This is a genomic window from Kitasatospora xanthocidica (genome assembly GCF_014656195.1).
Lineage (GTDB): Bacteria > Actinomycetota > Actinomycetes > Streptomycetales > Streptomycetaceae > Kitasatospora > Kitasatospora xanthocidica.
The window spans coordinates 62,774-87,906 of record NZ_BNBY01000020.1 but is presented as its reverse complement, the minus strand read 5'-3'; the positions used below and the strand labels follow the sequence as shown (position 1 = coordinate 87,906).

The 25,133-nt window shown below is 75.3% G+C and carries 25 protein-coding genes; 11 read left to right on the top strand and 14 right to left on the bottom strand.

Annotation, left to right across the window (positions count from 1 at the left end; translation table 11 throughout):
* Positions 1-12: 12 nt before the first annotated feature.
* The 8 genes from hppD to IE332_RS28575 all read right to left on the bottom strand — a co-directional run bounded on the left by hppD (position 13) and on the right by IE332_RS28575 (position 8,281).
* Positions 13-999, bottom strand: coding sequence for a 4-hydroxyphenylpyruvate dioxygenase (hppD, locus tag IE332_RS28610; protein ID WP_189921873.1), 987 nt, complete (start codon positions 997-999; stop codon positions 13-15).
* A gap of 121 nt (positions 1,000-1,120) precedes the next feature.
* Positions 1,121-2,395 (bottom strand): beta-ketoacyl-[acyl-carrier-protein] synthase family protein, encoded by a 1,275-nt coding sequence (locus IE332_RS28605; RefSeq protein ID WP_189921871.1) that lies wholly within the window; start codon positions 2,393-2,395, stop codon positions 1,121-1,123.
* Positions 2,396-2,468: 73 nt separating this feature from the next.
* Positions 2,469-4,085: a class I adenylate-forming enzyme family protein gene (locus IE332_RS28600; RefSeq protein ID WP_189921869.1), complete on the bottom strand. Its 1,617-nt coding sequence runs from the start codon at positions 4,083-4,085 to the stop codon at positions 2,469-2,471.
* A 274-nt stretch (positions 4,086-4,359) separates the two neighbouring features.
* Complete coding sequence (locus IE332_RS28595) at positions 4,360-4,887, bottom strand: hypothetical protein (protein ID WP_189921867.1); 528 nt, start codon at positions 4,885-4,887, stop codon at positions 4,360-4,362.
* Between the two features lie 30 nt (positions 4,888-4,917).
* Positions 4,918-6,141, bottom strand: coding sequence for a beta-ketoacyl synthase N-terminal-like domain-containing protein (locus IE332_RS28590; protein WP_229928988.1), 1,224 nt, complete (start codon positions 6,139-6,141; stop codon positions 4,918-4,920).
* Positions 6,138-6,458, bottom strand: coding sequence for a hypothetical protein (locus IE332_RS28585; RefSeq protein WP_229928998.1), 321 nt, complete (start codon positions 6,456-6,458; stop codon positions 6,138-6,140). The genes IE332_RS28590 and IE332_RS28585 overlap by 4 nt, the downstream gene beginning before the upstream one ends.
* Positions 6,455-6,748, bottom strand: coding sequence for a phosphopantetheine-binding protein (locus tag IE332_RS28580; RefSeq protein ID WP_189921865.1), 294 nt, complete (start codon positions 6,746-6,748; stop codon positions 6,455-6,457). Before IE332_RS28580 ends, IE332_RS28585 begins: the two co-directional genes overlap by 4 nt.
* A 63-nt stretch (positions 6,749-6,811) precedes the next feature.
* Entirely contained in the window at positions 6,812-8,281 is a 1,470-nt protein-coding gene (locus IE332_RS28575) for a class I adenylate-forming enzyme family protein (RefSeq protein ID WP_268256633.1), read from the bottom strand.
* A 178-nt stretch (positions 8,282-8,459) separates the two neighbouring features.
* Here IE332_RS28575 and IE332_RS28570 point away from each other — a divergent pair, with 178 nt between their 5' ends.
* The 4 genes from IE332_RS28570 (at position 8,460) to IE332_RS28555 (ending at position 12,762) form a co-directional block, all read left to right on the top strand.
* Entirely contained in the window at positions 8,460-9,563 is a 1,104-nt protein-coding gene (locus IE332_RS28570) for an alpha-hydroxy acid oxidase (RefSeq protein WP_189921861.1), read from the top strand.
* Between the two features lie 46 nt (positions 9,564-9,609).
* On the top strand, positions 9,610-10,431 hold the full coding sequence (locus IE332_RS28565; protein ID WP_189921859.1) for a class I SAM-dependent methyltransferase: 822 nt from the start codon (positions 9,610-9,612) through the stop codon (positions 10,429-10,431).
* Between the two features lie 112 nt (positions 10,432-10,543).
* Complete coding sequence (gene lipP1 / locus IE332_RS28560) at positions 10,544-11,479, top strand: LipP1 family hormone-sensitive lipase (protein WP_189921856.1); 936 nt, start codon at positions 10,544-10,546, stop codon at positions 11,477-11,479.
* The gene (locus tag IE332_RS28555) at positions 11,476-12,762 is read left to right on the top strand and encodes an aminotransferase-like domain-containing protein (protein ID WP_308437612.1); all 1,287 of its coding nucleotides are present in this window, start codon (positions 11,476-11,478) and stop codon (positions 12,760-12,762) included. The genes lipP1 and IE332_RS28555 overlap by 4 nt, the downstream gene beginning before the upstream one ends.
* Positions 12,763-12,871: 109 nt before the next feature.
* On the opposite strand, the gene IE332_RS28550 is transcribed toward IE332_RS28555, so the two are convergent.
* From IE332_RS28550 to IE332_RS28535, 4 genes are all read right to left on the bottom strand, one after another.
* Positions 12,872-13,636 carry an ABC transporter permease gene (locus IE332_RS28550; RefSeq protein WP_189921854.1) on the bottom strand — a complete coding sequence of 255 codons (765 nt, stop codon included), beginning with the start codon at positions 13,634-13,636 and terminating at the stop codon, positions 12,872-12,874.
* A gap of 71 nt (positions 13,637-13,707) precedes the next feature.
* Entirely contained in the window at positions 13,708-14,694 is a 987-nt protein-coding gene (locus IE332_RS28545) for an ATP-binding cassette domain-containing protein (RefSeq protein ID WP_189921852.1), read from the bottom strand.
* Between the two features lie 206 nt (positions 14,695-14,900).
* Positions 14,901-16,046 (bottom strand): glycosyltransferase, encoded by a 1,146-nt coding sequence (locus IE332_RS28540; protein WP_189921845.1) that lies wholly within the window; start codon positions 16,044-16,046, stop codon positions 14,901-14,903.
* Positions 16,043-16,366, bottom strand: a complete 324-nt coding sequence (locus tag IE332_RS28535) for a hypothetical protein (protein WP_189921844.1) — start codon at positions 16,364-16,366, stop codon at positions 16,043-16,045. Before IE332_RS28535 ends, IE332_RS28540 begins: the two co-directional genes overlap by 4 nt.
* A gap of 164 nt (positions 16,367-16,530) precedes the next feature.
* Here IE332_RS28535 and IE332_RS28530 point away from each other — a divergent pair, with 164 nt between their 5' ends.
* From IE332_RS28530 to IE332_RS28510, 5 genes are all read left to right on the top strand, one after another.
* On the top strand, positions 16,531-17,463 hold the full coding sequence (locus tag IE332_RS28530; protein ID WP_189921842.1) for a 3-oxoacyl-[acyl-carrier-protein] synthase III C-terminal domain-containing protein: 933 nt from the start codon (positions 16,531-16,533) through the stop codon (positions 17,461-17,463).
* 83 nt (positions 17,464-17,546) lie between these two features.
* Positions 17,547-17,837, top strand: a complete 291-nt coding sequence (locus tag IE332_RS28525; RefSeq protein WP_189921840.1) for a phosphopantetheine-binding protein — start codon at positions 17,547-17,549, stop codon at positions 17,835-17,837.
* 4 nt (positions 17,838-17,841) lie between these two features.
* A complete protein-coding gene (locus tag IE332_RS28520; protein WP_189921838.1) occupies positions 17,842-18,708 on the top strand; it encodes a beta-ketoacyl-[acyl-carrier-protein] synthase family protein in 867 nt (288 codons plus the stop codon).
* The gene (locus IE332_RS28515) at positions 18,705-19,382 is read left to right on the top strand and encodes a 4'-phosphopantetheinyl transferase family protein (RefSeq protein WP_189921836.1); all 678 of its coding nucleotides are present in this window, start codon (positions 18,705-18,707) and stop codon (positions 19,380-19,382) included. The genes IE332_RS28520 and IE332_RS28515 overlap by 4 nt, the downstream gene beginning before the upstream one ends.
* 112 nt (positions 19,383-19,494) lie before the next feature.
* On the top strand, positions 19,495-21,261 hold the full coding sequence (locus tag IE332_RS28510; protein ID WP_189921834.1) for a condensation domain-containing protein: 1,767 nt from the start codon (positions 19,495-19,497) through the stop codon (positions 21,259-21,261).
* Between the two features lie 115 nt (positions 21,262-21,376).
* Here the strand turns inward: IE332_RS28510 and IE332_RS28505 are convergent, their stop codons facing one another.
* Positions 21,377-22,033 (bottom strand): hypothetical protein, encoded by a 657-nt coding sequence (locus IE332_RS28505; protein ID WP_189921832.1) that lies wholly within the window; start codon positions 22,031-22,033, stop codon positions 21,377-21,379.
* A gap of 68 nt (positions 22,034-22,101) precedes the next feature.
* Positions 22,102-22,734 (bottom strand): RNA polymerase sigma factor, encoded by a 633-nt coding sequence (locus tag IE332_RS28500; RefSeq protein ID WP_189921829.1) that lies wholly within the window; start codon positions 22,732-22,734, stop codon positions 22,102-22,104.
* A 227-nt stretch (positions 22,735-22,961) separates the two neighbouring features.
* Between IE332_RS28500 and IE332_RS28495 the strand changes: the two genes are divergently transcribed.
* Together IE332_RS28495 and bla are read left to right on the top strand one after the other, a co-directional pair.
* Positions 22,962-23,765, top strand: a complete 804-nt coding sequence (locus tag IE332_RS28495; protein WP_189921827.1) for an SAM-dependent methyltransferase — start codon at positions 22,962-22,964, stop codon at positions 23,763-23,765.
* 114 nt (positions 23,766-23,879) lie between these two features.
* Positions 23,880-24,815 carry a class A beta-lactamase gene (gene bla / locus IE332_RS28490; RefSeq protein WP_189921825.1) on the top strand — a complete coding sequence of 312 codons (936 nt, stop codon included), beginning with the start codon at positions 23,880-23,882 and terminating at the stop codon, positions 24,813-24,815.
* Positions 24,816-25,133: the final 318 nt, after the last annotated feature.

Here is a 25,133-nt window from a genome sequence, read left to right as displayed (position 1 = left end):
GTGCGGGGGCGGTCAGACGGAGGCGGCGGAGCTGTGCCGCTTGATGGCCTCGTACAGGGCCTTGATGTTCGCGGTGCCGAAGGTCCCGGCCCCCTGGCGCTCGATCAGTTCGAGGAAGAAGGTGCGCCGGGGGTGGGTCGAGCGGGCGAAGATCTGGAACAGCTGGCCGCCGTGGTCCTGGTCGACCAGGACGTGCAGGTCGCGCAGGGTCTCCACCGGGATCACCGTCTCGCCGAAGCGCTCGGCCAGCACGTCGAAGTAGGCGCTCGGGGTGGTCAGGAACTCCACGCCGCGGGCCCGGACGGTCCGGACGGCGGTGGTGATGTCGCGGGTGCTGAAGGCCAGGTGCTGGACCCCGGCGCCGCCGTGGGCGGTGAGGAAGTCGTCGATCTGGCCGGGGCGCCGGCCGGTGTCGGGCTCGATCAGGGTGAAGGTGACCGCGCCGGAGGGGCTCTGCACCACCTTGGAGTCCATGGCCTGCTCGCCGACCTCGATGTACTCCTCGAAGATCGTGCGGAAGCCCAGCGCCGCCTCGCAGAAGCGGACGGATTCGACGAGCTGCCCGGCGGGGAGGCAGATCGCGACGTGGTCGAGCTCGTCCAGCAGGCGCGGGTCCGGAGTGGGCTCCTCGGTGCTCGGCGGGACGAAGCGCAGCGCGGTGTCGCCGAAGCCGGCGATCAGCGCGCCCTCGCGGTCCAGCACCCGGGCGCCGTGCCGCTCGGCACGCTCCAGCGCGGCCCGCGGGTCGGCGCAGCCGAGGGCGAGGACGGCGACGCCGTCCCCGTGCCGGGCGACGAAGTCGGCCACCGGGTGCTCGGGGTCGGCGGCGGAGGCCAGGTGCAGCCGGATGGTGCCCTGGCGCAGCTCGACGGTGCGGGTGCCGTCCGGCGCGGTCGTCGGGGTGCCGGCGGTGAAGCCGTAGTCGGCGCAGAGGCCGGCCGCGGTCTTGTCGGCGTCGGCGCAGTGGAACTCGGTGTGGGCGATGGTCTGGATGGACATCGGGATCTCCCCCCGGAGGGATGGCAGGTCGTGGATCGGCGGGCCGTCGGTCGACCGGTGCTCGGGCGCTCAGCGCGGCCGATCGGTGCTCGGGCGCTGGGTGCTCGGGCGCCCGCGGTCGCTAGCGCGCGGCCCGGGCAGCGGTGGCCGGGCCGAGGACGAGACTCAGGTTGTGGCCGCCGAACGCGAAGGCGTTGCTCAGCGCGGCGCGCACCGGCACCGACCGGGCGGCGCCCCGGACGTGGTCCAGGTCGCAGGCCGGGTCGGGGTCGGTGAGGTTGAGCGTGGGCGGCAGCGTCCCCCTCGCCACCGCCAGGGCGGTCACCGCCGCCTCCAGCGCGCCCGCGGCGCCCAGGAGGTGGCCGGTGGCGCCCTTGGTGGAGCTGACCGCGGGCGGGTGCGCGCCGAAGACGGCGTGCAGGGCCGCGGTCTCGGCCACGTCACCGAGCTTGGTGCCGGTGCCGTGGGCGTTCACGTAGTCGATGTCGCCCGGGGCCAGGCCCGCGTTGGCGAGCGCGGCGCGCATCGCGTCGGCGGCGCCGGTGCCGTCGGGCCGGGGCATGGTCGGGTGGTGGGCGTCGGTGGAGGCGCCCCAGCCGAGCACCTCCGCATAGCCGGCGGCGCCGCGGGCCTCGGCGTGCTCGGCGCTCTCCAGGACGAGGACGGCGCTGCCCTCGCCCAGCACGAAGCCGTTGCGCCGGGCGTCGAAGGGCCGGCTCGCCTGCTCGGGATCGTCCCAACCCTGGGCCAGGGCACGGGCGTTGGTGAAGGCCGCGGCGATCGTCGGGTGCAGCGAGGACTCGGTGCCGCCGCACACCACCACGTCCGCGTCACCGGCCCGGATCAGCCGCAGCCCCTCGGCGATCGCCTGGGCACCGGCCGCGCAGGCCGTCACCACGGCGGAGCTGTAGCCCCGGATGCCGTGCTTGATGGCGACCCGGGCGGCGGCCATGTTGGAGAGCATGCCCGGCAGCAGGTACGGACTGACGCCCGGGCGGCCGCGCTCCAGCCGGCGGTGCGACTGCTGCTCGAAGGTCTCCAGTCCGCCGCCGCCCGTCGCCAGCACCACGGCGGTGCGGTGCGGGTCGGCGTCCCGGCCGACCACCAGGCCGGCGTCGGCCAGCGCGTCGTCGGCGGCGGCCAGGCCGAGCAGCACGAAGCGGTCCACGCAGCGGGTCTCGGTGGGCGGCAGCACCTCCCGGCCGTCCACGGCGGGGGCGAGCCCGGCGGCCGGCAGCCACCCGTGGGCGGCGTGGCCCTCGGGGACGGCGCGGACCCCGGAGCGCCCGGCGGTCAGCGCCTCGAACACCTCGCCGGGCTTGCGGCCGAGCGGGGAGACCAGGCCGATGCCGGTGACGACGGCGCCGCGGCGCCGACCGCCCTGGTTCCCGCTCATGCGCCCACCTCGCTTCGCTCGGCAGCCGCTTCGCGCAACGCGCACCTTTCGATCGTTCGCTCGCTCCGCTCGTTCACGCGTCCACCGCCGCGAGGTGGCGCTCGCGCAGCAGGACCTTGCGGACCTTGCCGGTCGGGCCGAGCGGGATGTCCTCCGGGGAGACCACCAGTACCTTGCGTACGGTCGCGGCGGCGGCCTCGTCCAGCGCGGCGACCACGGCCTCGGCGCGGTCGGCGGCCGGGTCGGCGCCGTCGGAGAGGAGCAGCAGCACGTCGGTGACCACCCGCCCGCCGTCCCGGACGGCCACCACCGTGCAGTCCAGCACGTCGGGGCAGGCGGCCAGCACCCGCTCCTCCGACATCGCGGTGAACAGCCGCTTGCCGTCGCCGAGTTCGACCGAGTCGACGGCCCGGTCGACGTGGTAGTAGTAGCCCTCCCCGTCCCGGTACATCAGGTCCCCGGTGAGGAAGCGGCCGCGGATCCGGGTGCGGAAGGTGGTGGCCGAGTCGTTCCAGTAGCCGAGTGCCAAGGTCGGTGAGGCGGTGGCGAGTTCGCCGACCTCGCCGGGCCCGAGCGGCTCGCCGTCCGGGCCGACCACCTCGCAGTCGACGAAGGCGTGCGGCCGGCCGACGCAGCGGCCGTAGCGCTCGGTGCCGGGGCCGTGGGTGATGAAGAAGTGCGAGTGGCCCATCTCGGTGGAGCCGAGGCCGTCCACGAACTGCGAGCCGGGTACGCGGGAGCGGCCCGCGCGGGTGACGGTCTCCCGGCTGCCGGTGGCGATCAGGCGGCGGATGTGCACCTCGTGGGCGCAGTCGCCGGTGTTCCACCAGAGCGCGACGGAGGTCAGGTCCCGGGCGGCCAGGTCGTGGCGGGCCAGGTCGGCCCAGGTGGCGGCGAAGCCGACCACCCCGGTGGGCCGCCAGCGCTCGATCGCCGCCAGCACGCCGTCGCCGGACTGCCCGGACAGGAAGGCGAGTTGGGTGTGCGAGCTGAGTGCGAGGTTGAGCGCGATGACGGTCGCGGCGTGCGGCGCGGGCAGGGCGCTGAGCATCCGGTCCTGGCCCTGCGGGCGGGGCAGCCGCAGCCGGTGGCGGATCGCCGCGTACAGGCTCGCGTGCGAGTGGACGACGGCCTTGGGCATCCCGGTGGTGCCGGAGGAGTGGGTGATCGCGACCGGGTCGCCGGACCAGTGCCGGTACGGCTCCGGCGCGTCGTCCGGGTCGCCGGCGCCGAGGGTGCCGATCTCGGGGAGCAGCGGAGCGCCCGGGTCGTGGCCGGCGAGCGCGGCGAGGTGGGCCGGGTCGGCGAGGACCCCGGCCGCGCCGAGGCGGGCGATGTAGCGGGCGGCGCGCTCGCCGTCCAGGTTGGGGTTGAGCAGCGCGGGGACGGCGCCGAGCCGGGCCAGTGCGAGGAAGCCGAGCACGTGGTCGGCGGCGGTGCTCGCGTAGACCACGACCGGGTCGCGCCGGGTGATGCCGAGCGCGTGCAGGGCGGCGGCGCGGGCCCGGACGGCACGGTCGAGCTCGCGCGGGGTGAACGGCTGCCAGGCGGCGTGGCCGTCGACCGGGGTGTCGAAGGTGAGCAGCGGCTCGTCGACGTCGGTCCCGAGCGCGATCCGGGTGGTGAGGACGTTGCCGGCGCCGACGTCGGGGTCGTCCGCGAGCAGGGTGCGGAGACTGCGGATGGTCACGGGGGTGGATCCCTCCCTCGGGGCCGGTGGACGGCCCGGGCGGCTGATCGGATGGCAGGGGTCGGTCGGCCGCGCGGGCGGCGGGGTGGCGAGGTGGTGTCGCGAGGCGGCGTGGCGGGGTGTGGCGGGCCGGGGCGGCTGGTCTGCCGGGTGCGGCTGCGTCAGGTGCCGGTCCTCGGTGGTGGGTACGGCCGGGGGTGACCGGCCGGTTCACGGCCGGTGGCTGCGGGTTCGGGGCTGCAGGGCTGCTGCGGTCGTGGCTGCGGTCGGGTCCTCAGGCCGTGGGGCCCGCGAGCAGCACGGCCGCGGCCCGGTCCCCGTCGGGCGTCTGCTCGGCGGCGACGACCAGCACCCGGTCGGCGTCGCCGTCGGCGAGCAGCAGCGCGGCGAGCTCGTACGCGTCCGGCGGGACGCGGCCGGGTTCGGCCCGGGCCGGGGAGATCGCCACGACGGGGCCGGTCAGGCCCCAGCGGGCGGCGATGTGCCCGAGGACGGCGTTGGGGTTGGACTGGAAGAACAGCAGCGGGCCGGTCCGCCGTCCGGGTTCGGCGCTCTGCTCGATGGCCCGCGCGGTGTCGAGGTCGCCGCTCGCGCTGGCCAGCAGCAGCGCGGTCCGCCCGGGGGCGGGAGGTGCGCCGTGCAGGGCACGCAGGCAGCGGTCGGCGGTGTCGGCGACCAGCGGGTTGAAGCCGGAGGCGGCGAAGCCGGGCAGCGGTGGCGGCGGCCCGTCCAGGCCGGGGGCGGGGCGGCGGGCCTCGGCGAGGACCCGCAGGCCGTGGGTGTCGTCGGCAGGGATGGTCATGGCGGTGTCGGTGTCATCGTGGTGTCGGTGTCATCCGGGGGCCAGCAGCAGCGCGGTGTTGGCGCCGCCGAAGGCGGAGTTGAGGCTGAGCGCGTAGGCGGGGCGGGCGGCGCGGGGGCCGTCCAGGACGAGGTCCAGGCCGACGTCCGGGTCCGGGCCGAGCCAGCCGGCGTTGACCGGCAGCAGTCCGGATTCCAGGGCGCCGATGGTGACAGCGAGTTCGAGCAGGGCGGAGGCCTCCAGGGCGTGCCCGTGCACGGACTTGCTGGAGCTGACCGGTAGCCGGTCGGTGTACGGGCCGAACACCCGCCGCAGGGCGCGCGCCTCGGCCTGGTCGGACAGGGTGGAGCCGGTGCCGTTGGCGTTGACGTAGCCGATCTCGGCCGGTGCGAGGCCCGCGCGGGCGAGCGCCGCCTCGACGGCCCGGGCCACGCCGGTGCCCTCGGGCTCGGGGCGGCAGACGTGGTGGGCGTCCCCGGCCCTGCCCCAGCCGGCCAGCCGGGCGAGCGCGGTGGCACCGCGCCGGTCGGCGGCCGGTGCGGCCTCGACCAGGACGGCGGCGGCCGCGTCGCCGAGCAGGGTGCCGCTGCGCCCGGTGCTGAACGGGCGCAGCTCGCCGTCGCGGGCCAGGGCGCGCCCGGCGTCGAACACCGCGAACACGCCCGGACCGACCAGGTGGACGGCCGCGACCAGCACCCGTTCGTACCGGCCGGTGGCCACCAGGGCGGCGGCGTCGGCGACGGCGGTCGCGGCGGCCACGCAGGCACCGGTGTACACCCGGGTGACGCCCGGTGCGCCCCAGTCCGCGCGGACTCCGGCGGCGACCGCGTCGGCGATCGCCCGGGTGGACTCGTCGCTGTGCAGCGCGAGCAGGACGGGCAGTGCGGCGCCCTCGGCGGTGGTCAGTCCGGCCTGGCGGCAGGCCTGGCCGATCGCGTCGAGCGCCGCTCCGGCCGCCGGGACGGTACGGGCGGGGAGCGCGGTGCCGGGGCCGTCGAGCCGCGCGGTGTCGGCGGGAAGAGCGTCCGGAGGGGCGTCCGGAGGGGCGTCGGGCAGCAGGGCGGCCCGGGTGGTGCGGCGGCCGGTGACGTCGAAGCGGGTGACCGGACCGAACGCCGCCTTGCCGTGCACCGCCGCCGCGGTCAGCGCGGTGAGCCCGCGCCCGGCGGCGCTGAGCACGCCCACGCCGGTGACGACCGGACCGGCCCGCCCCAGCGGCCCGGGCGGGCCGGCACCCGTGGCGAGGCCGCTCACGGCTGCGCGCCCGCGGGCTCGGCGTGGACCGTGTGGCCGGCGTGGCCGGTGCGCTGGGCCAGTGCGGTGCGCTGGGCCAGGACGGCGGCGCGCAGCAGTTCGGTCGCGTCGTCGACGGTGCGCACCGCGCCGAAGCCGTCGTCGTCCAGGTCCAGCTGCAGCCCGTAGCGCTGCTCGAACTCGGCGACCAGCCAGGTGAGTTCGAGAGAGCCGAGCTCCTCGGGCACGGTGTCGGCGGCGCGCTGCCCGAACGCCGCCAGCATCGTGCGGACCTCGGCCCGGTCGGGGAGGTCGTCGGACCGCGGGGCGCCGGTCACGCGGCGCTGCCTGCGGTGGCGGCGGTACCGGCGGTCGCGGCGAGGGCGTCGATCCGGCGGGCGACGTCGGCGGTGAACTCGTCGAGCGTCATCAGCGCGGTGGTCTCCATCTCGTCCAGGTCGAACTTGATCCCGTACTCGTCCTCGACCTGGACCGACAGGTCGGCCAGCGCGAGCGATTCGAGGTCCAGCCCGGCCGGGCCGAGGTCGGTGTCCCCGGTGACCTCGGTGACGTCGTACTGCATCTCGGTGAGGGCGGCGAGGACGAAGGCGCGGATGCGGTCCTGCATGGTGGTGGCTCCTTGTCGGGGTGGTGGTGCGGGCGTGCCGGGGTCGGGCCGGGCCGCGTACGGTCAGCGCGCGGCGGCCGCAGTGGCGGCGGCGGCTGCGGAGGTCACGGCGGCCGTGGCGGTGTCGCGCAGGGCGGCGGGGTCGCGCAGCAGTTTTCCGGTGGCGGTGCGGGGGAGTGCGGGGAGCAGGGCCAGCCGGCGCGGCCGCTTGTAGGCGGCGAGGCGGCGGGTCAGCCCGTCCTGGAGCAGGGCGAGGTCGGCACCGGGTTCGGTGGCCAGGTAGGCCTCGATCGCGCCGCCGTCGAAGACGACCACGGCCTCGCGGACCTCGGGCAGTGCGGTGAGGGTCTGTTCGACCTCGGTCAGGTCGACCTTCAGGCCGCCGATCGACACCTGGGAGTCGAGCCGGCCGAGCACGGTGACCAGGCCGCCCGCCCCGTCCAGCTCGGCCGCGTCCCGGGTGTGCAGCCAGCCGTCCGACCAGCGCGTCGGGTCGTCCAGCCCGGGGTACGGGGAGGACGCCGCGCCGAGCTGCAACTCGCCCTTCACCAGGCGCATCCGCATCCCGTGGACGGGACGCTTGGCGGGGTGGAGGGTGCCGTCGAGGTCGGTGGCGATGACCCCGGTCTCGGTCATGCCGTACATGGTGCCGAGCGGGACGCCGTAGCGCCGGGTGAACAGCGCGGGCAGGCCCGGGCGGACCAGTTCGCCCGCGACGACCATCCGGCGCAGCCGCGGCAGCGGCGGGGGAGTGACCGCCCCCGCCAGCAGCTCGGCGTGGAAGGGCACCCCGATGACCGTGGTCGGCCGGTCGGAGCCGGCGACCGCGGCCAGGATGCCCGCCGCCGTCATCCGCTCCGGCACGGTGAGCGCGGCGTGCGCGTACAGGCCGTTGAGCAGTCCGCCGACCAGGCCGAGCACGTGCACCACCGAGGAGAGCAGGACGACCCGCTCGCCCTCGCCGGGGAACTCCTCCAGCCTGCGGTAGCAGTCGAGTTCGCGCAGCAGGTCGCCGGCGGTGCGGGCGATGACTTTGGCCGGACCGGTCGACCCGGAGCTGAGCTGGACCAACGCGTGTCCGGTGCGGGCCGGTCGTCCCTCCGGAAGCGCGACGGCCACCGGCTCCGCCTCGGAGAAGCCGCGCAGCGCCGCCGCCGGCCGGTGGGCGGAGCCTACCAGCACCTGCGGAGCCAGCCGCGCCACCGCCGCGTCGACCTCATGGTCCGTCAAACGGTGGTCCAGCAGGGCGACTTGGGCACCCAGCCGCCAGCATGCCAGCAGCACCGCGACGAACGCCAGCGAGGGCGGCAGCCGCAGCGCCACCGTCCCGCCGGGTCCGAGCCCGACGGCCGACAGCCGGACGGACTGCTCCTCGACCAGGGCGCGCAGGGCGTCCCGGTCGATCGGTGCGCCGAGGTGCAGACACTCCTCGCCGCCGGGGCCGGCCAGCAGCAGCCGGTCGACCCAGTCGTCCGGGGCGTCGGAGTGCGGCAGTACGGAAGGCGGAACTGGAGAGAGGGAAAAGCCGGTCAACGCGGCTCCACACAAGTGAGGGGATTTGACATGAACGCCGTTCACAATCAAAACGGTCAATTCCGTTGCCAGACCATGGCACAGACGTTTGGTCAAATCAAGGTCTATACCAATGTGGTCGTTGCTCCTACGCTGCCGAACCGGGACCGGCCCGTGCGTGGCCGTCCGGGAGCGAGGAATGCCCGTGGGAGTGCTCACGCTGGCCGGGATCGAGAGCGCGGCGCGCGCACGACTTCCCGCGGAAATCTGGGATTTCATCGACGGCGGCAGCGGCGCGGAACGCACTCTGGCCGCGAACCGGGAGATGTTCGGACGCTATGCGCTGCGCCCCCGCACCCTGGTCGACGTCTCCGCCTGCGACCCGGCGCTGACCCTGCTCGGCGCACCGCTCGCCCTCCCGCTCGGCATCGCCCCGATGGCCTACCACCGCCTGGTCGACCCGGAGGGCGAGACCGCCACCGCGCGCGCCGCCGGCCGGGCCGGCGCCCTGCTGGTCGCCGGGATGTTCGCCAGCCGCACCCTGGAGGAGATCGCCGGCGCCGCCACCGGCCCGCTCTGGCTCCAGCTGTACTGGCTGCGCCGGCGCGACGTCCTCGCCGCCCTGGTCGAACGCGCCGAAGCGGCCGGCTTCCGGGCCCTCGTGCTGACCGTCGACGCCCCCCGGATCGGCCGACGGCTGCGCGACCTGCGCAACGGCTTCGCCATCCCGCCCGCCGTCCGCGCCGTCAACCTGGACCCGGCCCTGATGGACGCCAGCCACCGTGCCGCGGACGGCAGTTCGGGCATCGCCGAACACGCCCGCGAGCAGTTCGACCCCACCCTGACCTGGGCCGACCTCGCCTGGCTGCGCGAGCGCACCCGGCTGCCACTGGTCCTCAAGGGCATCCTGACCGCGGAGGACGCCCGCCTCGCCGTCGAGCACGGCGCCGACGCCGTCCTGGTCTCCAACCACGGCGGACGCCAACTCGACGGGGCGGTACCGGCCCTGGCCGCCCTGCCCGAGGTCGTCGCGGCCGTCCCCGCCGGGCTTCCGGTCCTGCTCGACGGCGGCGTGCGCACCGGCACGGACATCGCCGTCGCCCTCGCCCTCGGCGCCCGGGCCGTGCTGGTCGGCCGCCCGGCGTTCTGGGGCCTCGCCACCGACGGCGAAACCGGCGTGCACCGGGTGCTCGACCTGCTGCGGGACGAACTCGAGCACACCATGGCCCTGTTGGGCCGGCCCCGGCTCGCCGACCTGGACCGGACGGCCCTCACCCCCTGGCCGTGCGGCGACACCCGATGAACCGCGCGGCGCCCTCCCCACGTATGTCCGAGAAGGAGACCCCGACATGACCGAACCGACCGAGAGACTTCCCGGCGCCGAGCCCAGCACCGAGCCCGGCACCGAAAGGTTCCCCGGCTGGGACTGGGACGACCCCGACGGCCTGGCCACCCGCCTGGACGACTTCAGCGCCGACGTCGCGACCTGCGACACCCTCGAAGCGCACCCCGGCGGGCTGCCGCGCGACCACGCCGGCTTCCGCGAACTCGGCCTCACCGGTATCGAGTTCGCCGCCTTCCGGACCGCCCACCCGGAGGGCCTCGGCACCGACCTCACCGCCCTGCGCGGCCCCGGTGGCGCCGCCGCCGAACCCGGCACCCTCTACCGGGTCGACGGCGACCGCTGGTTCACCCGGCTCGACGTCTCCGAGCCGCTGCCCTTCGCCGACGCCAGCGTCGACTGGGTGTACGCCGAGCACCTGATCGAGCACGTCACCATGCCCGTCGCGGTCGGCTGGCTGCGCGAGGTGCGCCGGGTGCTGCGCCCCGGCGGCGTCCTGCGGCTCACCACCCCCGACCTCGCCCGCTACCTGGTCGGCTACGCCACCGGTGACGGCTTCCTCGGCAAGCACCGCCGCCGCCTGACCACCCTGGGCTTCGGCCCGCCGATGCCCGCCCGCCCGGCCTTCCTGGTCAACCAGATCTTCCGCTACTACGGCCACCAGTGGATCTACGACCTGGACGAGCTGCGGCACGTGCTCACCCGGGCCGGCTTCGCGCCCGAGCGGATCCGCCACTGCGCCTACCGCCAGGGCGTCCGTCCGGACGTCGCCGACCTCGACACGGCCTTCCGTACGGACGAGACTCTCTACGTCGAGGCCGACCGCTGACCGGACGCAGTCCGTCCTGAACCGCCCGCCGCCCGGCCCGGCCCTCCTGACCACCCGCCACCCACCCGCGAAGGCCACCGACCCCCCCGCCGCCCCAGAACGGGACCCATCCATGCCCCTGCACCCCCAGGCCGAGGCCCTGCGCGCCCGGCGCGCGAGCAGCGGCGCACCGCCGCTGTACACGCTCACCCTCGCCGAGGCCCGCGCCGCCGACCTCGCCGACATCCTCGCCGCGGCCGGCACCCCCGAGCCCGTGGCCGCCGTCGAGGAACACCGTGTCCAGGGCCCCGCCGGCGAACTCGCCCTGCGGCTCTACCGGCCCGAGCCGCCCGGCCGCCGACTGCCCGCCCTGCTCTACCTGTTCGGCGGCGGCTGGACCCTCGGCTCGCCCGACACCAGCGACGCGGTCTGCCGCCGCCTCACCAACGCCGTCGGCTGCGTCACCGCCTCCGTCGGCTACCGCCTCGCCCCCGAACACCCCTTCCCGGCCGCCCTGCACGACTGCCGCGCGGCTCTCCTGCAACTCGTCGACCGGGCCGAGGAGTTCGGCATCGACCCGGCCCGCCTCGCGGTCGGCGGCGACAGCGCGGGCGGCAACCTCACGGCCGCCCTGACCCTCCTGCTGCGCGCCGAGGGCGGCCCGGCCCTGCGCCACCAACTGCTGGTCTACCCCAACACCGACCACCGCGCCGACACCCCCTCGCTGCGCGACCACGACGACCCGCTGCTCTTCAACCGCCGCTCGGTCGCCTGGTACTGGGGCCACTACCTGGCCGACCCGGCCGACGGCCTGGGCCCGTACGCCTCCCCACTGCGCGCGGCCACCCTGGCCGGCCTGCCGCCCGCGACCGTCCTCACCGCCGAGTACGACCCGCTGCGCGACGAGGGCGAACAGTACGCGGAGGCGCTGCGCGCGGCCGGGGTCCCGGTGGAGCTGCGGCGCTACCCGGGCGTGCCGCACGGGTTCTTCGCCATGACCGGCACCCTGGACGCCGCCGCCGAGGCCCAGGAGTACGCCGCCGGGCGGCTGCGGGAGGCCCTGCGGTGAGGCTCCCGCTGGAGGACCTGCACGGCTCCCTCGCCGACCCGCTGCTGGACGCGATGACCTTCCTCAACGAGGCCACCACCCGCTACCCCGACGCCGTCTCCTTCGCCCCCGGCCGCCCCTACGAGGGCTTCTTCGAACCCGAGGACGTCCCGGCCCACCTGGACCGCTTCCTGGCCCACCTCGCCGACCGCGGCCTCGACCGGGACGCGGTGCGCACCGCGCTCTTCCAGTACGGCCCCACCAAGGGCGTCATCGCCGACCTGGTCGCCCGCACCCTCGCCAACGACGAGGGCCTGGCCGTCGCCCCCGAGTCCCTGGTGCTCACGGTCGGCGCCCAGGAGGGCATGCTGCTCACCCTGCGCGCGCTGTGCGCCGGACCGGACGACGTCCTGCTGGTCAGCTCGCCCTGCTACGTCGGCGTCACCGGCGCCGCCCGGCTGCTCGACCTGACCACCCGGCCGGTGCCCGAGGGCCCGGACGGCGGCCCCGACCCGGAGGCCGTGCGCGAGGCCGCCCGGGCCGTCCGCGCCGAGGGACGCCGCCCCCGCGCCCTCTACGTGGTGCCGGACTTCGCCAACCCCTCCGGCACCAGCATGCCGGTCGGCGCCCGCACCCGGCTGCTGGCCGTGGCCGCCGAGGAGGGCGTGCTCGTCATCGAGGACAACCCGTACGGCTTCTTCGCCCGCACCCCGGGCCTGCGGCCCACCCTGAAGGCGCTGGACCGCGACGGCCGGGTGGTCTACCTGGGCTCCTTCGCCAAGACCTGCTTCCCCGGCGCCCGCCTCGGCTACGTCGTCGCCGACCAGGAGGTGGCCGGCCCCGGCGGACGGCGCGGCCTGCTCGCCGACGAACTGGCCAGGCTGAAGAGCATGACGACGGTCAACACGCCCGCGCTCAGCCAGGCCGTCATCGGCGGCATGCTGCTGGCCCACGACTGCCGGCTGCGCGCCGCCAACGCCGCGGCCACGGCCCACTACGCGGCCGGGATGGACACCCTGCTGCGGGAGCTGGACCGGCACTTCCCGGCCTCCGAGCGGCGCCGCCTCGGCGTCTCCTGGAACCGGCCGGACGGCGGCTTCTTCGCCGTGCTGACGGTGCCCTTCACCGCCGACGAGACGGCGATGGAGCGCTGCGCCCGCGAGTACGGGGTGCTGTGGACGCCGATGGCACCGTTCTACCCGGCGGGCGGCGGCGAGCGGCGGCTGCGGCTGTCGATCAGCTCGCTCACCCAGGCGCAGATCATCGACGGGGTGGCGAAGCTGGCGGCCTTCATCGGCTCCTGAGCGGCGCGTCCGCACGGGGCCTCCTGAGCCCCGCGCACGCACGGCGGAGAGGCCCGGCTCACCGCGAGCCGGGCCTCTCCGCCGTACGGTGCCCGTCCGGCCCGGTGCCTCAGCGCACCCGGGTGGAGAACAGCCGGGCCGACCAGTACACCGCCAGGACGGTCATCACCACGACCACCAGCAGCCCCTGCCAGACCGCGCTGTCCCCGGCGTGCCCGGAGAACAGGGCGCGCATGCCCTCCACGGCCCAGTAGAAGGGGTTCCACCGGGCCAGCTGCCGCAGCCAGTCCGGGGCCAGGGTGAGCGGCAGCAGCACCCCGGACAGCAGCGCGATCGGCTGCGCGATGGTGTTCACCACCGGCGCCATCGCCGCGTCGGCCGGCACCATCAGCGCGATGCCGAAGGAGATCGCCGAGGTCATCAGCGCCAGCAGCCCCAGCAGCAGGTAGGCGAGCAGCAGGTTCAGCGGGCTCACCCGCAGTCCGAACGGCAGCGCGATCAGGGTGATCAGGACGGCCTGCACCAGCAGCGCCACCATCTCCCGCAGCGCCCGTCCGAGCAGCAGCGCCAGCCGGCTCACCGGGGTCACCCGGGAGCGCTCGATGATGCCGGCCTTGAGTTCGCCGAGCAGGCTGAAGCCGGTGAACAGCCCGCCGAAGATGCACAGCACCGCCAACAGGCCCGGCACGTACACCTGGTAGGCGTCGGCGTAGCTGCTCGCGCCCTCGGGGGCGAGCACCTTCTTCAGCAGCGGGGCGAACAGCAGGAGGTAGAAGAGGGGCTGGATGACGCCGACGGCGATCCAGACCGGGGTGCGGATCATGAGCAGCAGCTGGCGCTGGAAGACCAGCCAGGTGTCGCGGGCGAGCTTCACGGTCTCCCCAGGAGGTCGTACGGGTCAACGTGGTGGGGGCGGGTCATGGAGTGTCCTGCGGCCCTGACCGGTCAGGACTGCTTCAGCGAGCGGCCGGTGCGGGCCAGGAACACGTCGTCCAGGCTGGGCCGGTTGAGCTGCACCGTGCCGGGCGTCACGCCGGCCGCGTCCAGGGCGCGCAGCAGCTGTGGAATGGCGGCCGCGCCGTCCTCCAGGTACAGCCGCAGCCCGCCGTCCTCGTCGGGCTCCAGCCGGTGCAGGTACGGCTGCGGGCGCAGGACCCGGGCCGCCCGTTCGACGGCGTCCTCTCCGGCGTCCGCTCCGGCGGCCAGGCCGACCAGGACGACGTCGCCGGAGATCTCGCGCTTGAGCGCCTCCGGGGTGCCCTCGGCCACCACCCGGCCGTGGTCGACGATGGCGACCCGGTCGCAGAGCGCGTCGGCCTCGTCGAGGTAGTGCGTGGTGACGACGACGGTCATGCCCTCGGTGCGCAGCCGGCGGATCTCCTCCCAGACGTGGGCCCGGCTGGCCGGGTCGAGCCCGACGGTGGGCTCGTCCAGGAACAGCACCCGGGGCTGGTGGATCACCCCGAGCGCGATGTCCACCCGGCGGCGCTGGCCGCCGGAGTAGGTGGCGCAGTGCCGGTCGCCGAACTCGCCCAGGTCGAAGGCCTTGAGGGCGTCGTCGGCGGCCTGGGCAGCCCGCGCCTTGGCCGCGCCGTACATCCGCGCCTGCAGCACCAGTTCCTCGCGGGCGCTGACGTTGTCGGTGGTGCCGCCGCCCTGGGCGACGTAGCCGATCCGGCGGCGGACCCCGGCCGGGTCGGTGAACAGGTCGGCGCCCGCGATGACGGCCTGTCCGCCGTCGGGGCGGATGAGGGTGGCCAGCATGCGCAGGGTGGTGGTCTTCCCGGCGCCGTTGGGGCCGAGGAAGCCGTAGATCTCGCCGGCGGCGACCGACAGGTCGATGCCGCGTACGGCGTCGACGCTCTGGCTCCCGCCGTCGCGGCGGGAGGTCTTCTTGCGGTAGGACTTGCGCAGTCCCGTGGTCTCGATCAACCGGAACTCCCGTACGGGGATGGGCTGCCGCGGCACCTGGGAAGGCGGGGCTGGGCACCTGCGGAGGGCGGTGCTGCTGCGAACCCTAGGGCGAACCCGGGTCCGGAAACAATGGCCTAGACCAATGGACGTGTGATCTCCGGTTCTGCTAAGGGGACTTCCGGGCGGGCTGGGTCCGGCCCCGTGCGGCCCCCGCCCGCGGCCGCTCAGCCGAGCGCCTCCAGCCGGTCCGCGGCGGCCGCCGCACCGCCTCCGGCCAGCAGTTCCTCGCCGACCCGAACCGCGGAGTCCCGACGGCCCGTTGTCTCCAGTACGGACCGCAGCGCGTCCGCCAGCCGCTCCGGCGTGACCCGGGCGAACGGCACCCGGACCCCGGCCCCGGCCGCCGCCACCTGGGCGGCGACGAACGGCTGGTCGTGCCGGATCGGCGCGGTGACCAGCGGCAGGCCGTGCGCCAGCGCCTCGCCCACGGTGTTCATGCCGCCGTGGCACAGCACCGCGTCCAGCTCGCCCCGGGCCATCAGCTCCAGGACCGGAGCCCGGTCCACCGCGACGGCGTGCGGCGGCAGTTCGGGCAGCAGCGCGCGCGGCCCGGCGAACACCGGCTGTACGTCACCGCCGCAGAGCTCCAGCGCCCGGACGGTCCGCGCGAGGAAGTCCGCCCCCAGTTCCCCGGCCAGCGTGCCCATGGTGACCAGCACCCGACGCCGCCCGGGCAGCAGCCGCTCCCACGGGAACTCCGGATCGTGCGGCCGGGCCGCGATCACCGGCCCGACCGGCGCGTGGTGCGGCGGGTCGGTGCGGCCGGTCAGCGCCGGGCCGCTGGTCGCCAGCACCAGGGCGGGGGAGAAGCGCGGGTCGACGTACTCCCGCTCCGGCAGCCGGGCACGCTCCCACAGCCCGCGCAGCAACCCGGTCATCCACTCCTCGACCTGCGGCAACGCCCGGTAGGGCCGCCCCAGTTCCATCGCCCCGGGTGCGAAGCTCGCCCATGGCAAGCCGTGCCGGTGCGCGACCAGTGCGCCCGCCGGGGTGTGCTGGTCGACCAGCAGCACGTCCGGCCGGTACTCCCGCACGATCGCGTCCAGCGGCTTCGCGGTGAACCGCGCGTACGGGACGATGAAGCCCTCCCAGAGCGAGCGCAGGGCGGCCAGCCCGTGCCCGCCCTGCGCCCGGAACGCCCGGGTGCCGGTGCCGAGCACCCGTTCCCCGGGGCCGAGCAGCGGCCGCAGCACCGACTCCGTCCCCGTCCAGGCGACCTCGTGGCCGCGCGCGGCGAGTTCGGCGGCGATGCCCGCCGCCGGGTTGACGTGTCCGGTCAACGGGGGCATGACCAGCAGGAACCGGGTCATCGGGCATCCTCCTCGGGGAGCAGTCGGTGCAGGTCGGCGACGGTCAGCGCCTCCAGACCCGGCAGGTCCAGGCCGGCGCGCAGCGCCGCCAGGTCGGCGGACGCGCCGAAGCGCTCGCGCAGGCGCCCGGCCAGGGCGGAGAGTTCGGTCTCGTCCAGCAGCAGGTCGGCGTCCAGCCGGGCGTCCGGGGTGACGCGGCGCGCCCAGCCGGGCGGCGCGCCGGCCACCTCGACCACCAGCGCGACCAGCTCCGGGGCCACCGGCGTAGCCCGCTCCGGGTTCAACGGCTTTTCGAACGACGGGGGTTCAGGATGTGACATGAGAGATCTCCCACCTGCTCGACGGCACGGGGGTGAGCGCGGCCGGACCGGAGCGCGGCTGTACGGATTCCGGCGGAGTGGCCACGACGGCGGACGACCCGGGGGCCGGTCTCGGGACTCGAGATCACTTGTGCGACCCGGCGGGCGTCGGAATACTAGCCCGGGTGACCGCACTGGAGGCAGTGGCCGTCCACCTCCCCCCACACGCCGTGCCCATCGAGGCGGTGGGCGAGCGCATCGGCCTGACCCCACGTCAACTGAGACTCTTCCGCCGCTTCCACGGCCTGGACCAGCTACGGCTGGATCCGGCCGGGACGCTGCCCGACCTGCTCGACGCCGCCCTGGACGACCTGCCGGAGCTGCGCGGACGCGAACGCGACGTCCGCTTCGTGATCCACGCCCGCAGCATGCCGGTGGCGGTGCCCCACCCGCTCAACCCCTTGCACGAGCTGCTCGCCGCGCGCGGCCTCGGGCACGCCAACGCCTTCACGGTGACCCACCACGCCTGCGCGGTGGGCCTGCTGGCCATCGACCTGGCCGGGCGGCTGCTGGCGTCCGAACCCGACCCGGCGGCGCTCGCGCTGGTCCTGGCGGGGGAGAAGACCTTCACCAGGGACGCCCAGGTGGTGCCGGAGACCGGGATCTTCGCCGAGGGCGCGGCCGCCTGCCTGGTCAGCGCCGCCGGCGAACGCCACCGGGTGCTCTCCTACGAGGTGCGCCAGCGACCGGAGTTCGACGGCCGGCTGGCCGAGGACCCGGACCTGCTGGCCCGCTACCAGCGCGAGTACCCGAACGTGATGGTGGAGGCGATCGAGGCCGCCCTGGACCAGGCAGGTCTGGACCTCTCCGACCTGTCCGCGATCCTTCCGCACAACGTCAACCAGGCCTCCTGGCGGATGATCGCCCGTCGGATCGGCTACCCGGTCGAGAAAGTCGTGCTGGACAACGTGCGGTCGGTCGGGCACAGTTTCGCTGCAGACAGCCTCATCAATCTTCACACCGCCACCACGCGGGGGCTGCTCCGCCGCGGTGACCACTACCTGATCGCCGCCGCCGGCGTCGGAGCCACCTTCTCCGCGATGGCCGTGCGGTACTGACGACCGGTCAGCACCCCGGAATCGTCGGCCACTCCCCGTAGCCCTCAGGGCACACTTCCCACGTACGACGGGACGGTACCCCCATGTCAGAAGCTGTGGTCCAGACCACTGACCCCGAGCTGCGCGAGCGCGTCCTGCACGGCATCGGTGAACTCCTGCCGCGCGTGCTCAAGCGCGAACTGCCCGAGATCCCGCAGGACGCCTGCCTCTTCGACGACCTCGGCCTCACCTCGGCCGGCACCATCGAGCTCATCCTGGAGCTGGAGGAGTCCCTGGACATCCAGGTGGACGTCGAGCAGATCACCGAGGACGACCTGCGCTCGGTCACCAAGCTCGCCGACTACGTCGCCGGGCACGTCATCCCCGAGGACTGACCGGGTGGCCCCCGGGACGACCGACCGGGCGGCGCCCGGCCCCTCCGGCCTGCGGATCACCCGGGCGCTCGCCCGCCGCTTCGACGGCCGCTCGGAGACCTCGCTCGACCCGGACCTGAGGGTCTTCGTCTCCGACCTGGTCCGCCCGCACGGCCTGCCGCTGCGCGAGGACCTGCTGAGCGAGGGCGTCGGCCACTCCTACGAGGAGCTGGCCGCCGGACTGCTGGGCGAGGCGCTCGCCGAGGACGAGCCGGTGGACCTGCTGATCCTCGCCTTCGACACCCCGGACGTCCGCCCGGGCGCGCCGTCCTCGCTCGCGCTCAGCCGGTCCGTCCCGGGCACCCCGCTGGCCTTCGCGGTCTGCGACCAGGGCACCGCCGCGGCGTTCACCGCCCTGCGGCTGGCCGCCGACCACCACCGCACCGGTGCCTGCCGCCGGGCCGTGGTGGTGCTCGCCGAGCAGACCGCACTGCACTACGTGCCGTCGGCGCCGGTCGCGCTGCCGGAGCGGCACGCGGTCGTGGTGCTGGTCTGCGAGGAGGCCCCCGGCGCCGGCCTGACCGTCCGCCAGCGCACCGGCGCCCCCGCACCGGAGGAGGCCGTTCGGGCCGAGGCCGCGGCGCTGGGCCCGGGCGCGGAGGTCGTGTCGGACGACGGGCTCGCCGCGGAGGTCGTGTCGGTTGACGGCCCCGGCGCGGAGGCCGTGCCGGATGACGGCCTCGCCGGGCGGCGGCCACCGGCCCAGCCGTTCACCGGCCTGTGGGCGACGCTGGCCGAGTGCCTGCCGCGCTGGCGGGCGGAGGGGCGGCCCGTCCTGCTCGCCGGGTACGACCGGCGGCTCGGGGTCCTCAGCACGCTGACGCTTCCGTGACCGGGGTCGAGTTCTGGCTCATCGACGCGGACCGGCCCGCGGCCGTCGCCGACGGCCTGTGGCGGCTGCTCGACGCCGAGGAGCGTGCCCGGGCGACCGGCGCGTCCCCCGAGCTGCGCCGTTGCTTCACCGTGGTGCACGGCGCCGTCCGGCAGCTGGTCGGCGCCCGGCTGGGGCGGCCTCCGGGGGAGGTCGTCTGGCGGCGCGGGCCGAACGGGAAGCCCGAGGCCGAGGACGCCGGCGGCCTGCGGGTGAGCTGGTCGGCCTCGGGCACGTTCGGGGTGCTGGCCCTCGCCGAGGGGCGGGCGGTCGGCGTCGACGTGGAGCGGCTGCACGGCGCCGGGACGGCCGAGCGGATGGCCGCCCGCTGGTTCCCGTTCGAGGAGGCGCGCTCCGTTGCCGAGCCCGCCGCCCCGGCCGAGCGGGCGGCCCGCTTCACCGCGCTGTGGTGCCGCCGCGAGGCCTTGGTGAAGGCGTACGGCGGACGGCTGACGCAGTCCTTCGGCGTGTCCGTGGCCGGTCCGTCCCCGGTGCCGGTGGCCGATCCGGGTGCGCTCGGCGGCGGGCCGGCCCGGCTCTGCGACGTGCCGGTGCCCGGGCCGTTCCGGGCTGCCGTGGCCACCCTCGGCGAATCGCCGTTACATGTCAACTCCCATGTCTGGCAGTGCAATTGACGATGTGTCGAAGATGGCGCTCTTTGGTCTGGACCACCCCGCGATCCCGCTGGTAGCGTCCCGGTCACACCCCCGCTGAGCCTTTCCCGGCGAGCCGAAAGGCGCGTACGACGTGACTCCGCACGACCTGATCCCCCGCGAGGCGGCTCCTCGCGCGCAGACCCCGCACGACGCGCGACCGGCCGACCGACGTGTCGGCGTCCGGTTCGCCGCGGCGAGCAGCGGCACCGGCCCGCTCACCCGCGGCCAGGACAACATGATCCGCTGCATCCGGACCAGCCCCCCGGAGCAGATCAACAAGGACTCCGTCTGGCCGGTCCCGGCCGGCACCTCCGTCCCGGCCGCGCTGGTCGCCCTACGGCTGCTGGTCGAGCGGCACGAGTCGCTGCGGACCTCCTTCCCGGCCGGCCCCGGCCCGGACGGCTTCCCCGAGCGTCAAGTGGTGCACCCGAGCGGGCGCTTCACGGTGACGGTGATCGAGGCCGGCGACCGCGACGACGGTCAACTGGACACGATGGCCCTGGAGTCGGGCCGTGCCGACGTCGCCGTCGCGTTGGACCTGACGGCGGCGCCGCGGGTCCGCTTCACCCTGCTCGCCCGGGGCGAACGGCTGCTGCGGCTGATCGCCGTGGTCTGCCACGCGGGCGCCGACGGCGCCGCCACCGCCGTGCTGATCCAGGACTGGCACGCCCTCGCCGCCGGCCGGGAACTGCCCCCGGTCACCGCCCCGACCCCGCTGCGGCTCGCGGCCGCCGAGCAGAGCGACCACGGCCGCCGCAAGGCGGCGGCCGGTCTGCGGCACTGGGCCCGGGTCCTGGGTACGGGCCCGCAGACCGTCTTCGCCGACTCGCGGATCACCGGCCCACCGCGCGACCACAGCGCGCTGATGGTGCGCTCCCGCATTGGCGCCGACCACCTCGCCGCGGTCTGCCGCCGGGTCGGCGCCAGCCCGTCCGTCGTCCTGCTCGCCGCCTATGCCGCGCTGGTCGCCCACCGGGCCGGGCGCCGGGGCCCACTGGTGATGTCCGCGCTCTCCGCCAACCGCCACCAGGCCGACCTCGTCGACCACGTCGGCACCCTCGCGCAGGACGCGCTGATCCTGCTGGACACCGACGCGGCCGACCTCGACCAGCTGATCGGCCGCGCCAAGTCGGCTTCGCTGAAAGCCTATTGGCACAGCATTCTGGATGCCGAGAAGGTCTGGCGGCTGGTCGAGGACGTCGCGCACCAGCGCGGCTCCCGGTTCGCCCGGCAGGTGGTCGTCAACGACCTGAGCCTCACCGTCCCGGCCGCCGTCGCCGACGCCCAGCCGGCCGCGACCGCCGACCCCGAACTGACCCCGCTGCCCGGCCCGCCGCTGCCGGTGCGGCTGATGTTCGCCATCCTGCGGATCACCGGCAGCCTGGACTTCGTCCTGGTCGCCTGCCCCCAGGTGCTCGACCCCGAGGAGGCCGAGAACTTCACCCGGGCCCTGCTCGCCCTGCTCGCGGCCGCCGCCGAAGGGCCGGTGCTGCTCGCCGACCTGCCCGCGGTGCTCGGTGCGCCGGGCGACGGCCGCGAGGGCGAGTGGCGGCTGATCGACGGCTCCTGGATCGACCTGGCGGCGGTCCGCGACCTGCTGCACGCCGCCCTGGGGGAGCACCGACTCACCTGCACCGGCGGGGAGTTGGTCGCCGAGGTCACCACCGCCGACCCCGGGCTGGACCCGGCCGCCGCCCACCGCGCCGTCGTCGCCGCGCTGCCCGGCCGGGACACCGCTATGGCCCCGCACCGCTACGTCGTCCGGCGCACGGCCCCGGACGGCGAGGAGGTGGAGGCCGGGGACGGGCGTGACCCGGAGATCACGGCCCGGCTGTCCGCGCTCACCGGGCGGACCTGAGGTGGCGGCCACCTGCGGCGCGGCCCGTCCGGCGCCGCGGTCCAGCTGCGCGCCGTCGTCCCGCCCGGCGCACCCGGCTCACCTGAAGGGATGACCGTGGGCGGCCGCGGGCCGCTCACCCCGACGAGTCCTCCCCGTCGTCGGTGAGCCCCCACGCGAGGTCCCAGGAGCACGCGGAGGTCGCCCCCGAGGTGAGCCCCCACGGGCTCGGGACCTCCTCGGCCTCGTCGCCCTGCAACGGCAGCCGGTCGATCACCGCGACCAGTGCGGGCGGCAGCTGCGGGGCCAGGCCCCGGTGCACGCGGGAGAGGATGTCGCGCCGGACGTCCTCCGGGAGCAGCGGTCTGCTCATCGTCAACGTCCGTGGCCCGGGCTGCCGTTCGGCCGTGGACAGCTGGTCCGACCAGGCCCGCCAGTAGTCCGCGTCATCGGTCTCGCCGAGCATCAGGTGGTGCAGGTGCAGACAATAGGCGGCCGTCCCGCTGCCCGAACCGGCCGCGAAACGCCACCAGAACTCGGCCCCCTCCTCCTTCCCGGTGGCGTACAGCAGCGCGCCGAACACCTCCGCCCCCTCCGGCTGGATCCGGCACGCGTTCACCAGCAGGTCGAGCCCTCGGGAGGCGTCCGGCGCCCCCAGGACCAGGGCCACCACCAGGCCCAGTTCGAAGGAGGCCTGCTCGTACTCCGACGGCAGATGGGTGGGCGCCGCCGTCAGCCGGGCCTGGCGCACCGCCGCGATCCGGTCGGCGTGGGCGCGTTCGGGCCGGGGCACGTGGACGACCGCGCGCCCCCCGCTCGCCGTCCACGCCCCGGGTGGCGGGCCGGCCACCCGTCCGTCCGTCACAGTTCACCGCCCCGGTCCGGGAGTTCGCCGACCCCGAGCCGGCGCGCCAGCCGTTCGCGGGCGTGCCGCAGATTGGAGTGCACCGTCGCCACCGGCCGTCCCAGGTACGCGGCGATCACCTTGACGTGCAGGCCCAGCAGGTACCGCAGGATCACCACGTCCCGCTGCCGGTCCGGCAGTTCGAGGATCGCCGCGTACAGCCGCACCTCGTCCGCCTCGCTGTGCAGCAGGCCGTTCGCCACCTGCTTGAAGGCGCCGATCACCGCCGCGAAGGTGACCGCCTCGACCTCCACCGGCTCCTCGGCGTCGACCCAGTCGGAGACGTGCCGGGTGGCCAGCCGCCAGGCGTACGCGGCCGGTTCCTCGAAGCGCAGCACCTGCGGCCAGCAGCGGGCCAGGTCGGCCTTCACCGCCTCGACCACCAGGGCGGCGTCGGCCTGGCTGCCTATCCTGGTCAACGCGAGGGCGTGCCAAGCGGGTTCATGCGTCTCGCAGAAGGCGGCGTAGGTGAGGTCCAGCCGCAGGCCGAGGTCCGCGCCGACCGCCCGGTCCGGTCCCGTCCCGCCGCCGCAGTCCACTGCCGTCCCGCCCCGGTACCCGCGCGCGGAGGCACCCCTGTCGATCGTCATCGAGCCTGCTTTCCGTGGCCGTCGGCTGCTCACCGGGCCACCCGAGGGTCGGGCTGTCCGTGCCCATCCTCATTCCACCAGGCCTGTCACTCCAGGCTGCAAAGCGAATACAGATTGTCATCTCATGCGATCTAGCGGCTGGTTGAATCGGTCCCCGCGCGATTGACTCCCGGATACCGTGGGCAACAATTCGATCGGTTGCGAGCGATGTACCGAGGGGGAACGCGATGGGGCAGTACGACGGGGTGGACCTGCGGCTCAACGTGCCGCACTCGGCGCGGATGTACGACTACTTCCTCGGCGGCTTCACCAACTTCGCCGCCGACCGCGAAGCCGCCGGCCACGCCCTCGCCGTCGCCCCCTGGCTGCGCACCGGCGCCCGCGCCAACCGCTCCTTCATGCACCGCTCCACCCGCGCCCTCGCCGAGGCCGGCCTCGACCAGTTCCTCGACATCGGCACCGGCATCCCCACCTCGCCCAACCTCCACGAGATCGCCCAGAGCGTCCGGCCGGCCGCCCGCGTCGTCTACGCCGACAACGACCCGATCGTGCTCTCGCACGCCCAGGCCCTGCTCACCGGCACCCCGGAGGGCCGCACCGCCTACGTCGAGGCCGACGTCACCGACGTCGCCCGGCTGCTCGCCGCCCCCGGGCTGCGTGACACCATCGACTTCGACCGGCCCGTCGCGCTCTCCCTCAACGCCCTGCTGCACTTCGTGCCCGACGCCCGCGGCGCGTACGAGCTCGTCGAGCACCTCAAGTCCGTCCTCGCCCCCGGCAGCGCCCTGGTGATGAGCCACGTCACCCCCGACTTCGCGCCCGAGGACGTCGCCAACCTGGTCCGTATCTACGAATCCGCCGGCACCGCCGTCCAGGCCCGCGACCGGTCCGCCTTCGCCCGCTTCTTCGACGGCTGGACCTTCCTCGCCCCGGGCGTCGTCCCCACCACCGAGTGGCGCCCGTCGGCCGACCAGCCCGTCGTCTCCGCCCCGGAGGCCTCGGCCTACGCGGCGGTGGCCATCCGGCCCTGACCCGGCTTGCCCGTCTCCCCTCCGATTCGCATGGTTGACGAACCATCGGTACGCCGGTTGCGTCCTGTGACACAGGAAGCGGCTCGTGCCGCGACATTCGTCCAGAGGGGGATCATGCACACGCAACCTTCGGCAGCCCGCCACAGCCGCCGCGCCGTCCTGGGCCTCGGCCTCGGAGCGGCCGTCGCCGCCACCGGCGTCACCGCCCTCACCGGCGGATCGGCACACGCGGCGACCGGCCCCGACACCCGTCGCCTGCTCGCCGCCCTGGAACAGGAGCACGGAGTACGCCTCGGCGTGTTCGCCCGGAACCTGTCGACCGGCCGCACGGTCCGCTACCGCGCGGACGAACCGTTCCCGATGTGCTCGGTCTTCAAGACCGTCGCCGTCGCCGCCGTCCTGCGCGATCTCGACCACGACGGCGAGTTCCTCGCCCGGCGGATCCACTACACCGAGGCCGACATCACGCGGTCCGGTGGCCGCGAGAGCTCGCTGGTCACGCGCGAGGACCGCAACCTCGCGAACGGCATGACCGTCGCCGAACTCTGTCAGGCGGCCATCGACCACAGCGACAACACGGCCGGCAACCTGCTGCTCCGCGAGCTGGGCGGACCGACGGCCGTCACCGGCTTCTGCCGCTCGATCGGCGACGGCGTCACCCGTCTGGACCGCTGGGAGCCCGAACTCAACACGGCCGAACCGGAGCGGACCACCGACACCACAACGCCCCAGGCCATCGCCCGCACCTACCGCCGACTCGTGCTCGGCCACGCCCTCCCGCCCGCCAAGCGCGAGCAGATCACCGGCTGGCTGCGCGGCAACACGACCAGCAAGGAGCGCTTCCGCAAGGGCCTCCCGGCTGACTGGACCCTTGCCGACAAGACGGGCTCCGGCCGGTACGGCACCGCGAACGACGTCGGCATCGCCTGGACCCCGGCCGGCGCGCCCGTCGTCCTCGCCGTCCTGACCACCAAGCCCGACGAGGCCGCCCCGAGGGACGAACCCGTCATCGCCCGCACCGCCACCCTCCTGGCCCAGGCCCTCGTATAGGGCCCGTCCCCGAACCCCGCCCCTCACCCCGCGCCTGCCCGGGGCGAGGGGCCCGCGGGGGCGCGCAGATCCCCCGCACACCCGCCGGCCGCCCCCGGCAGGCGCCCAGCCGCACCCGCCCGCCCCCGGCAGCGCCGCGCGCCCCACCCGTGCCCCCACCCGCCTGCGTGCGTTTCTCCCCGGCACGCCCCTCACCCCTGCGCCGGGGCCCATTCTCCTCCGGCCCGGTGGGCGCCCCCACGGCCCCTCCCACTCATCCGTGGCACCCGCCTGCGCGCGTTTCCCCCGGCGCGCCCCTTGTCCCTGCGCCGGGGCCCG

Excerpts from the sequence above, each read along its gene's own strand:
- hppD (WP_189921873.1), bottom strand. The coding sequence starts at position 999 with ATGTCCATCCAGACCATCGCCCACACCGAGTTCCACTGCGCCGACGCC.
- IE332_RS28605 (WP_189921871.1), bottom strand. The coding sequence starts at position 2,395 with ATGAGCGGGAACCAGGGCGGTCGGCGCCGCGGCGCCGTCGTCACCGGC.
- IE332_RS28595 (WP_189921867.1), bottom strand. The coding sequence starts at position 4,887 with ATGACCATCCCTGCCGACGACACCCACGGCCTGCGGGTCCTCGCCGAG.
- IE332_RS28580 (WP_189921865.1), bottom strand. The coding sequence starts at position 6,748 with ATGCAGGACCGCATCCGCGCCTTCGTCCTCGCCGCCCTCACCGAGATG.
- IE332_RS28570 (WP_189921861.1), top strand. The coding sequence starts at position 8,460 with ATGCCCGTGGGAGTGCTCACGCTGGCCGGGATCGAGAGCGCGGCGCGC.
- IE332_RS28565 (WP_189921859.1), top strand. The coding sequence starts at position 9,610 with ATGACCGAACCGACCGAGAGACTTCCCGGCGCCGAGCCCAGCACCGAG.
- lipP1 (WP_189921856.1), top strand. The coding sequence starts at position 10,544 with ATGCCCCTGCACCCCCAGGCCGAGGCCCTGCGCGCCCGGCGCGCGAGC.
- IE332_RS28540 (WP_189921845.1), bottom strand. The coding sequence starts at position 16,046 with ATGACCCGGTTCCTGCTGGTCATGCCCCCGTTGACCGGACACGTCAAC.
- IE332_RS28535 (WP_189921844.1), bottom strand. The coding sequence starts at position 16,366 with ATGTCACATCCTGAACCCCCGTCGTTCGAAAAGCCGTTGAACCCGGAG.
- IE332_RS28525 (WP_189921840.1), top strand. The coding sequence starts at position 17,547 with ATGTCAGAAGCTGTGGTCCAGACCACTGACCCCGAGCTGCGCGAGCGC.
- IE332_RS28500 (WP_189921829.1), bottom strand. The coding sequence starts at position 22,734 with ATGACGATCGACAGGGGTGCCTCCGCGCGCGGGTACCGGGGCGGGACG.
- IE332_RS28495 (WP_189921827.1), top strand. The coding sequence starts at position 22,962 with ATGGGGCAGTACGACGGGGTGGACCTGCGGCTCAACGTGCCGCACTCG.
- bla (WP_189921825.1), top strand. The coding sequence starts at position 23,880 with ATGCACACGCAACCTTCGGCAGCCCGCCACAGCCGCCGCGCCGTCCTG.